Below are 14477 nucleotides of genomic sequence, written 5' to 3'. Positions count from 1 at the left end.
ACGGTCGGCCCGGACCACCCCTGTCATCCCCGGAGAGGCGGCTTCCGTGGCCAGTTTCCTCGCCCCGTCGTTCTCGGGGTACGAGCACCGATGGATACGTCCCGACATCCTCGCGGGCCTCGCGGTCTGGGCGGTGCTCGTGCCCGAGTCGCTGGCCTACGCCACCATCGCCGGGGTGCCACCCGTCGTCGGCCTCTACGCGGCGGTGCCCGCCCTCGCCCTCTACGCGGTCGCAGGCACGTCGCGCCAGCTCGTGGTCTCCCCGATGTCGGCGACCGCCGCGCTCTCGGCGGGCATCGTCGCGAGCGTCGCCGGAGCCGACGGCGACCCGGTCGCCCTGACCACCGCGCTCGCCCTGGCGACCGGCATCGCGGCGATCATCGCCGGCCTGCTCCGCCTGGGCTTCCTCGCCGCCTTCATCTCCGAGCCGGTGCTCAAGGGCTTCATCATCGGCCTCGCGCTGACGATCATGATCGGTCAGGTACCCGACCTGATCGGGGTCGAGGGCGGGCACGGCAGCTTCTTCGAGAAGACCTGGGCCCTGCTCGGTCAGCTCGGCGACGTCGACGCGCTCACCCTCACGGTCGGCCTGGCGAGCCTCGCCGCGCTCGTCGTCGTGCGCCGCACCATGCCCTTCCTGCCCGGTTCGCTCGTCGTGGTGCTCCTGGCGATCGGCGCCGCGATCCTGTTCGGTCTGAGCGACCGGGGGCTGGCCGTCGTGGGTCACATCGACGCGGGCCTGCCGCGCGTCGGGCTCCCCGACGTGACGGCCCCGCAGTTCCTGGAGCTCCTGGGCGGTGCGGTGGGCCTGATGCTCGTCGGGTTCGCCGAGGGCCTCGGCGCCGCGAAGACCTACGCGGCGAGCCGGGGCTACGACGTGGACCCGAACCGTGAGCTCGTGGGCCTCGGGATATCGAACCTCGGCTCCGGGGTGCTCTCCGGGATGGTCGTCAACGGAAGCCTGTCGAAGACCGCGGTCAACGCGAGCGCCGGCGCCCGGTCCCAGATCTCCGCCCTGACCGCCGCGGCCCTGACGGTGGTCACCCTGCTCTTCCTGACCGGTGTCTTCGAGCAGCTTCCGCTGGCGACCCTGGCCGCCGTCGTCGTGGTCGCCGTGGTGGAGCTGGTCGACGTCCGGTCGCTGCGCCGGCTGTGGCGGGTGCGGACGGGTCGCCTGGTGCACGTCTACCAGGTCACGGCCCGGGCGGACTTCATGGCTGCCGGTGCCGCCCTCCTGGGGGTCCTGATCTTCGACACCCTGCCCGGCCTCGTCATCGGCATCGCCGTGTCGCTGATCCTCCTGCTCGCCCGGACGTCGCGCCCGCGGGTCACGGTGCTCGCCCCCGTGGGCGACGAGCTGGGCCGCCCCTGGGTGGACGCGGAGCGCAACCCCGACTACGCCACCGTGCCCGGGGTGCTCGCGGTGCGGGTCGAGGGGTCCCTGCTGTTCGCGAACGCCGAGTTCGTGCGCGCACGGATCCGGCACCTCGCGGCCGAGGCGTCCGACCTGCGGCTCGTCGTCCTGGACGGCCGCGGGACACCGTCGGTGGACGTGACCGCCGCCGCGATGCTGGTCCAGCTCCGCGGAGACCTGCGGCGCGACGGCGCCGACCTGGCGCTCGCCGAGGGCATCGGCCAGGTGCGGGACGTCCTGGCCCGGATCGGCGCTGAGGGCGAGCCTCCGCTGTTCAGCACGCTCGACGACGCCATCCGGTCGGGCCGTCCGGACGACGAGACCGGCTGAGCAGGTTCACCGGGAACGGGTGAGGCCCGGGCGCCGCCCGAGCGCTGGAGTAGCAGGGTCAGGCCACTGTCGTTGATCCCGAAGGAGCCTCCCATGTCTCAGGCAACACTGACCGTCTGGAAGTTCAAGAGCGCCGACGGCGCGGAGACCGCGTCGAACACGGTCCAGCAGCTCGCGAAGGAGAACCTCGTCGTCATCCACGACGCGGCGACCGTGCGCTGGGAGGAGGGCGCCAAGAAGCCCAAGACCCGCCAGCTCGCCTCGACGACCGGCGCCGGCGCCCTCGGCGGCTCCTTCTGGGGCATGCTCTTCGGTCTGCTCTTCTTCGTCCCCCTGCTGGGCGCGGCCATCGGTGCGGCCACCGGAGCCCTGAGCGGTGCCCTCACGGACGTGGGGATCGACGACGGCTTCATCAACCGGGTCCGGGACGAGATCACGCCAGGCACCTCGGCGTTGTTCATCATGTCCTCGGACGCGGTGGTGGACAAGATCCACGACGCGTTCGCGGGCCAGGAGCCGCCGGAGCTCATCTTCACCAACCTCAGCACCGAGCAGGAGGCCGCGCTCCGCGAGGTCTTCGGCGAGGACTGACCGATACCGACCGCCGAGTACGTCTACCAGCTCGACGTGGCGAGCTGGGGATGGATCCACATCGTCGTGGGAGCGGTCGCGCTCGCGACGGGGGTCGGTGTCCTCGCCGCCCAGGCTTGGGCTTGTACGGCCGGAATTGTGCTCGGCGTCCTGTCGAGCATCGCGAACTTTGCATTCCTGCCTTATTACCCCATATGGAGCGCGATCATTCTCGCGTTCAATGTCGCCGTGATATGGGCGTTGTGCACCCTTCTCACCACGGGGAACGGCGACTGAACGCCTGAGATCGGGCGGTTCCCGCCACTTACCGAGCGACAATCGATACGGGCATGCATTATTACCTGTAAGCGCATGACTGATTCTTGAGCCAACGTTATTCATGTCAAGTCATGTACGGATATCAGGTATGTGAAAACGCATTCGGCGGCTGGGGGGCGGCCGCCACCTCACCTTTCGAGTGGAGGACAGCGCGGTATGCATCCCGAATCGATACCAGTTGCGCAGCGCCGAGGAACCCTCGCCCCGCGGGCACCCCGGATGATGGTCGCACCAGAGCCCTCCGGCAGAACCCGCCCGCTCGTCGACGACGCTCCCCCACCCCGCCTACCGCGCATCTACGTACCGCGCCCCCGCCTGTGGCAGCGGCTGGACGAGGCGATCGAAGGATCCGTCACGCTGGTCGTGGCCCCGGCGGGGGCCGGTAAGACGCTGGGCACCGCGGGTTGGCTCCGGTACTCGGCCTCGCGGCGGGCCGAGCACGCCGTCTGGATCCGCGCCGACGACTCCTGGACAACCGAGCGGCTCGGCCCGGTCCTCGACGCCCCAGGACACGCACCGGGGTCGACGCCGTCCCTGGTCGTCGTCGACGACGCCCATCTCCTGCCCGCCGCGACGCTGCGCCACATCGACGAGCGGCTCAACACCGCACCGGAGTCCCTGCGGGTCCTCCTGCTGAGCCGCTGGGCCCTGCCGCTGACCCGGCTGGTCCCCGAGCTCCTCGGCAACTTCACGTTCCTGCGCGGGGACCTGCTGCGGCTGAGCGACGCCGAGAGCGCGTCGCTCGTCGCCCAGCACGCCAGGACCGACAGCGCGCAGGTGCTCGCCGCGGTGGCCCGCCAGGCCGACGGCTGGTGCGCCGCCGCGGTGCTCGCCGCCCGCGGCCTGAGCGCCACACCGGACCAGGCGGTCGCGGCCCGCCTGCTCGCCGCCGACGCCGTGCCGATCGCCGCCCGCGTGGCCGGCGAGGTCTTCGGCACCCTCACCCCGCGGCAACGGCACCTCCTGCTGTGCATCGCCGGGGAGGACGCGATCACCGTCCCCACGGCAGCGCACCTGTCCCACGACCCGCACGCCGGAGAGATCCTCGGCGAGCTGGAGGACACGGGTCTGCTCCTGCTGCGCGCGAACCACGACGGGTGCGACGACGGCTCCGCGGTCCCGGGCCCGCAGGAGCCAGGCGCCCCGGACGGGTTCCGGGTCCATCCGCTGCTCGTCGAGGTGGTCCGGCAGCGGCTCGCGGCCGGCGGCGTCGACGCCGTCCGCGCCCGCGCCACCGTGATCCGTGCGGTGAGCCTCGACGTGGCGCGCGGCAACCTGTCCGAGGCGTTCGCCCGGCTCGTCCGGGTCGGCGCGCCGCTCGAGGCCGCCGAGGTCCTCGCCCGGGACGGCATCCGCATGGTCCTGAACCAGTGCGGCCGCGACGAGGTGGGCGAGTTCGTCCGCGCCGAGCCCGAGGTGGTCGACGACCGCCCGGACATCTGGTTCGCCATCGCGCTCGACTGCTGGGTGCGGGACGACGTCGAAGGAGCACGCCACTGGGGCGACCGGATCCTGGACGCCCGGCGGCGCTGGTCGCACTCGTGGCTCCCCGGCGGCATGGACGGTCTCGACGCGACGCTCGCCTGCGTGCGGCTGTGGCGGGTCGCGCTCGGGCTCGAGCCCGCGTACGCGGCCGTCGGTCACGCCAAGCGGGTGCTGGTCGCGTCGCAGACCCGCCCGGCCGTCCGCGAGGCGAACGCCGAGGTGCTGCCCGTGCTGGCCAACGAGCTGGGTGTGGCGCAGAACTGGCTGGGTGAGCTCACGGACGCCGAGGCCAGCCTCACGCTCGCCGTCAGCCTGTCCCACAGCCAGGGTCTGGCGCCGCTGGGCACCAGCGCCCTGAGCCACCTCGCCTTCAACCAGTACATGCGCGGACGAGAGAGCGCATGTATCGAGCTGGCCGGCGAGGTCCTCGTCGCGACGCGTGCTCCCGGTGCGACGCAGCTCCGGTTCGTCGCGGCGCGGGCCGACCTCGCGCAGCTGCTCGCGCGCCTCCTGGACGTGCCGGAACCGACCGAGGCCGCCGGGAACCCTTTCCCGGACGCCAGGTACCACAGCGGCGACCTGTGCACCCGGTTCTGGTTCCGCGTCTGGGACGCCCGCCAGGAGGTACTCGTCGGCAACGTGGTCGCGGCACAGCGCATCCTCGCCGGCCCTGGCGAGTGCCTGCGGCTGACGGACGACCAGCTCCCCGAGCACCTGCGGGTCGCCCTCCTGGTGGAGCGCGCCTTCGTCGCCACGCTGGCGAGCGACCGGGAGACGCTCAAGACGGTGCACAGCACCCTCGGACGACTCGGAGCCGTGGGCGAGTCGGCGCTCGTCCAGGGGCTGCGCGCCGACCGGGACGGCGACCGGCGGGGTGCCGCCGCCGCGTTCGAGACGGCCTCCGCCGACGCCACCTACTCCCAGCCGCCGACCCGCGCGATCGCGCTGGCGTGCGAGGCACAGCTGCTCGACGCGCTGGGCGACACCGCGCGTGCGCACGACCGGCTGGCGGAGGCGGTCTCGGTCACCGAGGCGCGCCGCAACGCGAGCCCCTTCCTCGGCTGGGTCCGGCAGGGCACCCCGATCGAGACGCTGCTGAGGCGGCTCGCCGAGCGCCCGGCCACCCGGTGGCTGCACGAGCTCACCACCACGGCGTCCGGCCGCCCGGACGTCACCGCGCTCTACGCGTCGATGACCGCGACGCCCCGTGAGCTCGACGACGTCAGCCAGGCCCTCACCCCGCCGGCCCTGAGCCCCCGCGAGCGCGAGGTGCTCAACGAGCTCGCCCGGGGCGCGACGTACGCGGACATCGCCGCCGCCCTGTTCGTCTCGGAGAACACCGTCAAGACCCACGTGTCGAGCCTCTACACCAAGCTCGCGGCGTCCCGCCGCAGCGAGGCGCTCAAGATCGCCCGCAGCTTCCACCTGCTCTGACGCCGCCGCCGGCCCGCGCCGCCCGGCGGGCACCTCACCCGAAGCAGGTGAGCACACCGGGCCACCGCGCGGCTTGGCTGGTCGGTGTGGAGGCGAGAACATGACAGTTCCCGAACCGGCGCCCGTCGCGACCCCGGGGCGGGGCGAGCCCACCTCGCGCCGTCCGCCGCGCTGGCTCCCCCGAGCCCTCTTCATGGGGGTCGTGGCCGTCTATCTCGGAGCGTTCGGCTGGTACGCCATCGGCACGCTGCAGGCCCTCGCGATCAACGTGCTCATCGCGTTCTTCCTCACGCTGGCACTGGACCCCATCGTGGTCTGGTGCGTGCGGCGGGGCTGGCGCCGTCGGCTGGCGGCCGGCGTCTCGCTCGGCGGGTCCCTCGTCGCCATCGCGCTGGTCCTGGCGCTGTTCGGCAACCTCTTCGTCCAACAGCTCGTGCAGCTCCTGCGGACCGTGCCCGACATCTACACCGAGGTCCAGAACCTGGCCGAGGAACGGCTCGACGTCGCCATCCCGGACTCCGACGACCTGGTGCTCGGCGTGCTGACGCGGTTCGGCAACGACGTGGCGTCGGGCGCCTGGCTGTTCGGCACCAGCGTGATCGGCGGGCTCTTCGCGGTGCTGACCATCCTCCTGGTCACCTACTACCTCCTGGCGGCCGGGCCGCGGTTCCGCGCCGCGGTGTGCCGCTGGCTCACCCCCGCACGGCAGCAGGAGGTCCTCACGCTGTGGGAGATCACGCAGGTGAAGGTCTCGGACTTCATCAACACCCGCATCGTGCTGGCCGCGCTCTCCGGCGCCTTCACCTTCGTGTTCCTGCTGATCCTCCGCACCCCCTACGCGCTGCCGCTCGCCGTGTTCGTCGGGGTCGTCTCGCAGTTCGTCCCGACCATCGGCACGTATCTGGGCGGAGCGCTGCCCGTCGTGGTCGCGCTGACGTCGCAGGGCATGCCCCAGGCGCTCGGCGTGCTCGCGTTCGTCATCGCGTACCAGCAGCTGGAGAACCTGTACTTCTCCCCCAAGGTCTCCGCGAAGGCGCTGCAGATGAACCCTGCCGTGAGCTTCGTCGCGGTCCTGGGGTTCGGTGCGCTCTTCGGCGCGCTGGGCGCGTTCCTCGCGCTGCCCGTGGCCGCCACGATCCAGGCCACGGCCAACACGTATCTGCGCAGGCACGCGCTCATCGAGTCGCACATGCTGCAGGACCCGGTCCGCCGCCGGTCCGGCCGCGACGACGAGGCGCGCCACGGCGGGCCGGCGGACGAGACGGACCCGGCGGACCCGGCGACCTAGATGATCTTCGGGAATGCGATGAGCAGTCCGATGCCCACCAGCAGGAGGACCCCGGCACCCCCGAGCAGGGCCCAGGACCGGCGCTCGGAGTCGAACCGGCTGGAGAGCGCGCCGAAGAACAGCACCAGCGCGAAGAGCACGGTCAGCAGGGTGTAGTTGTCCCCCCGCCGGTTGTCGGCCAGCGCGTCGGCGAAGTACTCGTCGGCGCGTGCGTCGGCCTCCTGTGCCTCGACCTTGCCGGGCGGTACGTACTCCTCCAGCGCGAACGGGCTCCGGGGCGCGTCCGGGTTCTTCAGCGGACGCGCCGCGAGCCAATCGTCGAACGCCGGTGCGAAGTGGTCCGTGAAGCGTTCGCGGGCGAACTCCTCCAGCCGCGGGTCGTTCTCCGCGGTGGCCTCGAGCCAGATGCCGAACACCTGCAGGTCGACGGCGCGTGCGGCTTCCGCGGTCGTCGCCGCACGCGCCGCCTCGATCCGTTGGGTCGAGGCCCTGGAGAACGAGATCGACATCTCGCCGCTCCACTTGCTCGCCTCGAACCCGCTCCAGGCGGTGAGCACGGCAGTGATCGCCAGCAGCGCGACGGCGACGTTCTCCACGGACCAGTGGCTGTCCGGCTGACGCTTCTCCTCTGCCATGGCTCGGCCCTCAGCGACCCGGCCCGGGCCTCAGCAGCCGAGGTCCTCGGCGACGGCGTCCCGGGCCTCCTGGACCTCGACGGCGTCGTCACGGAGCGATTCGGCCGCGTCGGCGATGGTCGCGTCCCCGCTGAGGTCGTCGACCGACTCCGCGAAGCCGCTCCACGCGTCCTCGAGCGCCTGCCCACGGTCCTCGGCGACGGCGTCCGCCGCGGCGTCCAGGTCCTGCCACGCCGTGCGGACCTCGTCGCGCGCGGACCGCACGTCCTCGACCGTGGCGTCCGGGGTCAGTGTCATGTCGAGGTTGTCGAGCGCGACGGTGAGCTCTTCCGCCGCGCCGCACGCTGCTTGGGTGTTCTCCTCCGGCGTCTCGCTGGAGCACGCGGCCGTCACCAGGATCATCAGCCCGACCAGGACTCCTGTGGTCCGTCTCATGTTCATGCCCTTCTGCCATCGGTACGGATCGCCCCGAGGGGCCGAGTTCAGATGCGGCAGCCCACCGCAGCGCGGCGACTCAGCGCAGCAGCTTCGCCTTGGCCGCCGCGAACTCCTCGTCGGTGAGCACGCCCTGTCCGTGCAGGTCACCGAGCTGGGTCAGCTGCGCGAGCAGCTCGTCGTTCGCGCCGCCTCCACCGGCGCCGCGCGGCTGCGCCATCGGCTGCGGCGCAACGGCCTGTGGTGCAACGGGCTGCGGCGGCGCCACCGGGGCCTGGCTCTGCTGCTCGTACTGCTGGGCCTCGTAGCGCTGCTGGGCACGGTTGGCCTGGCGGCGGCCGACGGCACCGGCTGTCGCCTGGGCGGTACCCGCGATCACCGCGGTACGTGCCGCGGTGCCCAGCAGGCCCGGCCTGCCAAAGCGTCGTAAGGGGGCCATGTCGATGCTCCGTTCCGGTGAGGGTGGTGGTGGGGTGGCGCTCAGGCCTGGGCGCTCGGCTCGGCCTCGGCCAGAGCGGCGATCTCGTTGACGGTCACGGCGGGGACCCGCTCGTGCAGGATCACGTCGGCGTCCGCGGTGACGGCCGCCGACACCAGCTGCCGCGACCACGTGTGCTCGATCGCGAGGACGAGCACGGACGTGCCCGGGTCGACCGCCGCGGCGATCTCCCGGAGGTCCTCGTCGCCCGTGAGGCCGGACGCCGGCAGGTCGACCGTGACGAGGTCGACCTCGTCACCGAGGTCGTGCGCCTCCAGGACGGCGAGCTCGCCGTCCTCGCCGCGGCGCACCACGGCGAGGTCCAGCAGGGTGACCGCACCGGTCTCGGCGACCTCGAGCACGGCTCGGGCGACCGCTGGTGGTATGCGTGGAGCGTCGAAGGCGAGTGCGACGAGCTCGACGGGGCCGAACGACGATGGCATGGGATCCTCCAGGGCGGGTTGGGTGGGCAGACTGGGCACGGGCCGTACCTCACCCGTTCCGTACCGCACGGGCGACGGCGCTCCGCGCCACGCCCGAGACCAGACCGAGGATCGCGAAGCCGATGATCACGTTGATGAGCGCGCTCGCCAGCTTGCTGGCGAGGTCGGCATCGGTGATGAACGGCGCCACACCTGCCACGACGGTGGCGAGGCCCACGATCCAGCTGAAGAACGACAGGGCGCGCGGGGTGCTCAGCAGCAGGAGGTGGACCAGCGCCACCGCGATCAGCGCGGCGACGGCGGCGACGGACATGAGCCAGACCGTCGACACGTCACCCCAGACCCCGTCGCCCTCGGGTGCCAGGATGGGGATGCCGAACACGCCCCGGAAGACCACCACGCCCACCAGGGCGATCAGCGCCACGACCAGGGCAGTCGCCACGCCGCCGGACCACAGGGTCCGGGCGTCGATGCTGCGCGAAGGAACTGGAGCACCTTGCGGTTGCTGTCCATAGACAGCCATAAGCTCGCCTCCTGTACTCGTCGTGACTCGTCGGTCCCGTCGTCCTGCTCTGTCTGCCCTGCGACTGTGCGTGGTCCCCGCGGGCGAAGTACTCACCCGTTGCGGGTGAAGGTGGGCGGTTCGGTGTCGTCGCCGCGACCGACGGGACTGTCCTGGGCGAACACGGAGGCCCAGTCGTCCTTCATGCTGATGGTCGTCCAGCCGAGACGCCGGGCCGTCGTCGTGATGGGTTCGCCGGCCGCGAAGGACTGCGCCTCGCTGGCGTAGCCGAACTCGCGGTCGGGGTCGTCGTGGTCCACCAGGAGGGAGAGGTGCGGGCCGTCCGCGGCGGCCGCCCACTCGAGCAGCTCCGTGTCCCCGGCGGAGTTGCCGGCCGCGAGCGCCGGCGCCCTGCCCAGCTGGGTCTGGATGTTGGTGACCTTGGCGGCGCCCTCGTTGACGTCGCCGAGCACCCGTGCGGTGCGCCGCAGTGCCGGGCGGCCGCGGGGGTCCTGCTCCAGCTCGTACGCGATCATGGTGCCGACCACCCGTTCGGGCGGTACGCCGTACAGCTCCTGGCTGACGGCGCGGACGAACTCGGTGCCGCCGCCGGTCACGACACCGATCGAGAAGTCGAGCCCCTGGAGGGCGTCGAGCAGCTCCAGCATCGGGCCGTAGCGGACGTCGCTCAGCGGGCGGCCGAGGGTCGGGTGGGTGCTGGACCGCAGGAACGCGCGGACCTCGCGGGTGAAGGCGCGTGGTTCGAGCCCTTGGAAGAGCCCGGCCAGGGCCAGGGCCACGCGTTCGAGCCCGATCTCCCCGACCGCCGAGACGTCGCCCGCGAGCACCGCCCGGAACTCGGCCTCCTCGGCGAGCGCGGGTTCGTCCTGCACGCGCCGCCGCAGGGCGTCGAGGAAGAACTCGTACTGGACGTAGGTCGGCCGCTCGCACCACAGGGTGCCGTCGTTGTCGAAGTAGGCGACGCGGTCCTCGACGGGGATGGACGGCGCGGCCTCCAGGAACCCGAGCACGGCGTCGCGGGTCGCTCCGGGGCGCCACGACGGGAGCCGGCCGTCGGGGGCCGGGACGCCGCTCATGACGCCATCCCCAGGAGCCGGGCGCCCGCCGGCACCGCCGGGGCGGTGTCGTTGTGGACGCACCGGAAGCCCACGTGGCTCATCCCGGTGTCGACCGCCTGCGGCCGGCGCGCCGCCGGGCGGTAGCGGAGGCAGTAGGTGTCGGCGCAGAGGAAGGACCCGCCCTTGATGACCTTGCGCGGGACCGCGAACTGCGGCTGGCGGGGGTCCCGGCTCGCGTCGGCGTCGCCCCCGCGGGGGTTGACGGGTGCGCAGCACGGTTCGAGCGCGGCCTCGGGGTGCCGGTCGGTCCACCAGTCACCGGTCCATTCCCAGACGTTCCCGGCCATGTCGTACAGCCCGTACCCGTTCGGGGCGAACGACCCGACGGGTGCGGTGCGCAGCCAGCCCGACTCCCCGGTGGACCGCCACGGGAAGTCCGGGCCGTCCCACGTGTTCGCGAGGATGCGGCCACCGGGCCGCGGTTCGTCGCCCCAGGTGAAGGCGGCGCCCTCGACGCCGCCCCGGGCGGCGTACTCCCACTGGGCCTCCGTCGGCAGGTCGGCGCCGGCCCACGCGGCGTAGGCGGCGGCGTCCTCGTGGGCGACGTGGACGACCGGGTGGTCCCCACGGTCGTCGATCCCGGACCCGGGCCCCTCGGGGCGACGCCACGAGGCTCCGGGGACCCAGGCCCACCACTGGCTGAGGTGGCGCAGGTCCACGGGTCCGGGGGTCGGTGTGAACACCATGGACCCGGCCGCGAGGTTCTCGGGTGGCGCGCCGGGGTAGAGCGCCGGGTCCAACGGCCGCTCGGCCACGGTCACGTACCGCGTCGCCGTGACGAACGCGTCGAACTGCGCGTTCGTCACGGCGAAGCGGTCGATCCGGAACCCGTCGACCCGCACGGGGTGCGCGGGGGACTCCTCCGGGTAGTGGGCGTCGGAGCCCATGGTGAACGTCCCGCCGTCGAGCACGACGGCGTCGTCGGCGTGGGGGCGCTGCTCGCCCGTGGCGTGCGCGTGGTCGGTGTGGGTGGTCATGCGCTGGTGATTCCCGACTGGAGCTTGGCGAGGACCTGTTCGACGTTGAAGCTGGCTGGTTCCTGGCGGGCCGGGAACTCGGCCAGCGTCTCCAGCATCTCGGCCACGTACGCCTGGGCGGGCACGAGCAGCCAGACGTGGTCCAGCATCCAGTCGAAGTAGGAGTTCGACGTGATGTCCGCCCGTTCGAACGGGTCGGTGCGCAGGTTGAAGATCTTGGGTGCGCGCAGCTCGACGTAGGGTTCCAGCCAGATGTCGAGCGTGCCGGCCGCGCGCTGTTCGAGGAACACGATCTTCCAGTTGTCGAAGCGCAGCGCGGTGAGGTCGCCGTCGTCGGACACGTAGAAGAAGTGCTTGCGCGGCGACTCGTCGGTCTCGCCGGTGAGGTAGGCGAGCTGGTCGTGGCCGTCGAGGTGCACCTTGTAGCGGGTGCCGGCGAGCTCCGTCCCCTCGCGCAGCTTGTCGGCGATGGCGGGCTCTCCCGCGGCCGCGAGCAGCGTCACGAACCAGTCGTTGTGGCTGAAGAGCCCGTTCAGGATGGTGCCCTCGGGGATCCGGCCCGGCCAGCGCACCATCGCCGGGACCCGGTAGGCGCCCTCCCAGTTGGAGTTCTTCTCGTTGCGGAACGGTGTCATGCCGGCGTCGGGCCAGCTGTTCATGTGCGGGCCGTTGTCGGTGGAGTAGACGACTATCGTGTTCTCGGCGATACCGAGCTGGTCGAGCTCGTCGAGCAGGCTGCCGACGACCTCGTCGTGGTCGAGCATCGTGTCGTGGTACTCCGACTGCCACCGGCCGGCCCGGCCCTTGCTCTCGGGCTTGCCGTGGGTACGGAAGTGCATGTGGGTCGAGTTGAACCACAGGAAGAACGGCTCGTCGTCGCCGGCCCTGCCGCGCATGAAGTCGAGCGCGGCGTCCCGGAACTCCTCGTCGACGGTCTCCATGCGCTTCTTGGTCAGTGGGCCGGTGTCCTCGATCCGCTGCGTGCCGTCGTCGTTCGCCCACGAGTGGATCACGCCGCGCGGCCCGAACTTCTCCCGGAACCCGGGGAACTCCGCCTCCGTCGGGTAGTCGTCCAGCTCGGGCTCCTCCTCGGCGTTCAGGTGGTACAGGTTGCCGAAGAACTCGTCGAAGCCGTGGGCCGTCGGCAGGTGCTCGTCCCGGTCGCCCAGGTGGTTCTTGCCGAACTGGCCCGTGGCGTACCCCTGCTCCTTGAGCGCCGTCGCGATCGTGGGGTCCTCGTCCTGGAGACCGACCTTGGCGCCCGGCATGCCCACCTTCGTCATCCCGGTCCGGTACGGGTTCTGCCCGGTGATGAACGCCGCCCGGCCCGCGGTGCAGCTCTGCTCGCCGTAGTAGTCGGTGAACCGGGCACCCTCCGCCGCGATCCGGTCGATGTTCTCGGTGCGGTACCCCATCACCCCGTCGGAGTACGCACTGATGTTGGTGATCCCGATGTCGTCACCCCAGATGACGACGATGTTCGGCTTGTCGGCCACGATGTCTCCTTCGTGTGGGCGGTTCTCGTGCTACCGCGTCAGGACGGGTCGTCCCTGGCGGTGGACAGGGGTCGGGCGAGCAGTTCGACGAGCGCGATGAGCACGCCGGCGCCGACGGCGATCCCGACGACGAGGCCGGCCGTCGGGTTCGCGGCGAGGAGGAAGACCAGGATCGCGAGCGCGACGACGGCCGTGCGGGCGACACCTCGGTACCGGGCGAGCCACCCGCCGACCGGGCCGGGCGTCACACCACGCCCCTCGGCCCACCCGCGCGCCTTGCCGAAGCCGGTGCCGATGCCGGACCGCAGGCTGCGCGCCGAGGCGCTGGACCCGCCCAGGTAGGCGACCAGGGCCACGACCAGGCCGAGCACCGCGGCCGTGCGCAGGGCGACGCGCAGGAAGGCGACGAGCTGGTCGAAGACGACCTCGGCGGCGTCCAGCCGCACCACTGCCCCGCTGAGCGCGTCGAGGTACAGGCCGCGGGCCACCACGAGGCCGACCGCCAGCACCAGCATCGCCGCGGCGAGCGCGAGCCCGGCGGCGACCAGCGCCCGCAGGTGACGGTGCGCGACGGCGACGCCGGCGCCCAGCAGGCCGAGGACGATCCACGGGAGCCAGGTCCCCAGGGCGACGACCTGGGCGTACCGGTTGCGGGCCTCGACCAGCTGCGACGTCTCCAGGACGGTGAACGTCGCGTTGATCGTGGGCAGGTTGGCCGCGAGCCCGAACCCCCGCTCGTCCAACCGTTCCTTCAGCAGCTCGATCATCCCGGCGAGCTGGATCGTGAGCTGACCGTCCTGCCCCACCTGGACGACGTCGCCCCCGGTCCCGCGCAGGACCGCCACCAGCTGCTCGTGCGCCACCCGGTTGGCCTGGTCCCACGAGTCCGCGAACTCGTCGCTCGTCACGACCCGGTCGGCGGTCTGCCGTACGAACGACTCGACCCCGCTGGTCAGCGGCGCCTCGAGCGTGGCGAGGGCCTGGGTGGCGCGGGGTGGGACGTCCTGCTCGGCCAGTCCGGCGGTGACGCCGTCGACCAGCGCACCGACGTCGATCCGGGACATCACGGCCTCGGTCAGCCGGCCCGCGAGGGCGGACCGGACGGTCGGGTCGTCGGCCAGGGGGCCGACCGTGTCGACGTAGCGGTCGGTGTCGGTCAGCGTGCGTTCGGTCCAGGCGGCGGCGACGGCGACGGGTGCCAGCAGGGCGCCGACGACGATCAGGACGACGGCGGCCGCGCTCCGCGCACGGTTGCGGGCCGACGTGCCGGACGGGCCGGCGGGCGTCGTCGGCCCGTCGGCGAGGCGCCGGCGGAGCGCCTCGTTCTCCCGTTCGAGCGCGGCGAGCCGGGCCGCGACGTCGTGCTCCGCTCCGGTCGCCTCGCTCATGCTGTCGCTCCCCTCGGTACGCACCGCAAGGTGGCTGCACCTGCCGGGTTCGATGCTTGCGGGAGCACGCACGAGGGGCCTCACCCAGAATGGGTGAGCGCTCAGGAAGCGGTCCGGAGAGCGA

General features: G+C 72.2%; 14 protein-coding genes. 5 read left to right on the top strand and 9 right to left on the bottom strand.

The window, feature by feature from the left end; genetic code table 11:
* The first annotated feature begins 46 nt into the window (after positions 1-46).
* The 5 genes from ACFSL2_RS26255 to ACFSL2_RS26235 all read left to right on the top strand — a co-directional run bounded on the left by ACFSL2_RS26255 (position 47) and on the right by ACFSL2_RS26235 (position 6860).
* Positions 47-1744 (top strand): SulP family inorganic anion transporter, encoded by a 1698-nt coding sequence (locus ACFSL2_RS26255; RefSeq protein ID WP_377200666.1) that lies wholly within the window; start codon positions 47-49, stop codon positions 1742-1744.
* Between the two features lie 93 nt (positions 1745-1837).
* Positions 1838-2335 (top strand): DUF1269 domain-containing protein, encoded by a 498-nt coding sequence (locus tag ACFSL2_RS26250; RefSeq protein WP_377200665.1) that lies wholly within the window; start codon positions 1838-1840, stop codon positions 2333-2335.
* Positions 2336-2338: 3 nt separating this feature from the next.
* Positions 2339-2611, top strand: coding sequence for a DUF7144 family membrane protein (locus ACFSL2_RS26245; protein WP_465264548.1), 273 nt, complete (start codon positions 2339-2341; stop codon positions 2609-2611).
* A gap of 261 nt (positions 2612-2872) precedes the next feature.
* A complete protein-coding gene (locus ACFSL2_RS26240; protein ID WP_377200663.1) occupies positions 2873-5572 on the top strand; it encodes a LuxR C-terminal-related transcriptional regulator in 2700 nt (899 codons plus the stop codon).
* A 100-nt stretch (positions 5573-5672) separates the two neighbouring features.
* Positions 5673-6860: an AI-2E family transporter gene (locus ACFSL2_RS26235; protein WP_377200662.1), complete on the top strand. Its 1188-nt coding sequence runs from the start codon at positions 5673-5675 to the stop codon at positions 6858-6860.
* Here ACFSL2_RS26235 and ACFSL2_RS26230 read toward each other — a convergent pair.
* From ACFSL2_RS26230 to ACFSL2_RS26190, 9 genes are all read right to left on the bottom strand, one after another.
* Positions 6857-7495, bottom strand: coding sequence for a hypothetical protein (locus tag ACFSL2_RS26230; RefSeq protein WP_377200661.1), 639 nt, complete (start codon positions 7493-7495; stop codon positions 6857-6859). The genes ACFSL2_RS26235 and ACFSL2_RS26230 overlap by 4 nt on opposite strands.
* A gap of 30 nt (positions 7496-7525) precedes the next feature.
* Positions 7526-7930 carry a hypothetical protein gene (locus ACFSL2_RS26225; RefSeq protein ID WP_377200660.1) on the bottom strand — a complete coding sequence of 135 codons (405 nt, stop codon included), beginning with the start codon at positions 7928-7930 and terminating at the stop codon, positions 7526-7528.
* 79 nt (positions 7931-8009) lie between these two features.
* Complete coding sequence (locus ACFSL2_RS26220; RefSeq protein WP_377200659.1) at positions 8010-8369, bottom strand: SHOCT domain-containing protein; 360 nt, start codon at positions 8367-8369, stop codon at positions 8010-8012.
* A gap of 41 nt (positions 8370-8410) precedes the next feature.
* A complete protein-coding gene (locus tag ACFSL2_RS26215; protein WP_377200658.1) occupies positions 8411-8851 on the bottom strand; it encodes a DUF6325 family protein in 441 nt (146 codons plus the stop codon).
* A gap of 49 nt (positions 8852-8900) precedes the next feature.
* Positions 8901-9374: a DUF6069 family protein gene (locus ACFSL2_RS26210; protein ID WP_377200657.1), complete on the bottom strand. Its 474-nt coding sequence runs from the start codon at positions 9372-9374 to the stop codon at positions 8901-8903.
* Positions 9375-9466: 92 nt separating this feature from the next.
* Positions 9467-10450 carry an HAD family hydrolase gene (locus ACFSL2_RS26205; RefSeq protein WP_377200656.1) on the bottom strand — a complete coding sequence of 328 codons (984 nt, stop codon included), beginning with the start codon at positions 10448-10450 and terminating at the stop codon, positions 9467-9469.
* On the bottom strand, positions 10447-11469 hold the full coding sequence (locus ACFSL2_RS26200) for a formylglycine-generating enzyme family protein (protein ID WP_377200655.1): 1023 nt from the start codon (positions 11467-11469) through the stop codon (positions 10447-10449). Before ACFSL2_RS26200 ends, ACFSL2_RS26205 begins: the two co-directional genes overlap by 4 nt.
* A complete protein-coding gene (locus ACFSL2_RS26195; RefSeq protein ID WP_377200654.1) occupies positions 11466-12965 on the bottom strand; it encodes an arylsulfatase in 1500 nt (499 codons plus the stop codon). Before ACFSL2_RS26195 ends, ACFSL2_RS26200 begins: the two co-directional genes overlap by 4 nt.
* Positions 12966-13003: 38 nt before the next feature.
* Positions 13004-14353, bottom strand: coding sequence for a hypothetical protein (locus ACFSL2_RS26190; protein ID WP_377200653.1), 1350 nt, complete (start codon positions 14351-14353; stop codon positions 13004-13006).
* Positions 14354-14477: the final 124 nt, after the last annotated feature.

The sequence above is a fragment of the Promicromonospora aerolata genome (assembly GCF_042682255.1).
GTDB classification, from domain to species: domain Bacteria; phylum Actinomycetota; class Actinomycetes; order Actinomycetales; family Cellulomonadaceae; genus Promicromonospora; species Promicromonospora aerolata.
Note: the sequence above shows the minus strand (reverse complement) of the source record. Positions and strands in the feature narration are given on the sequence as shown.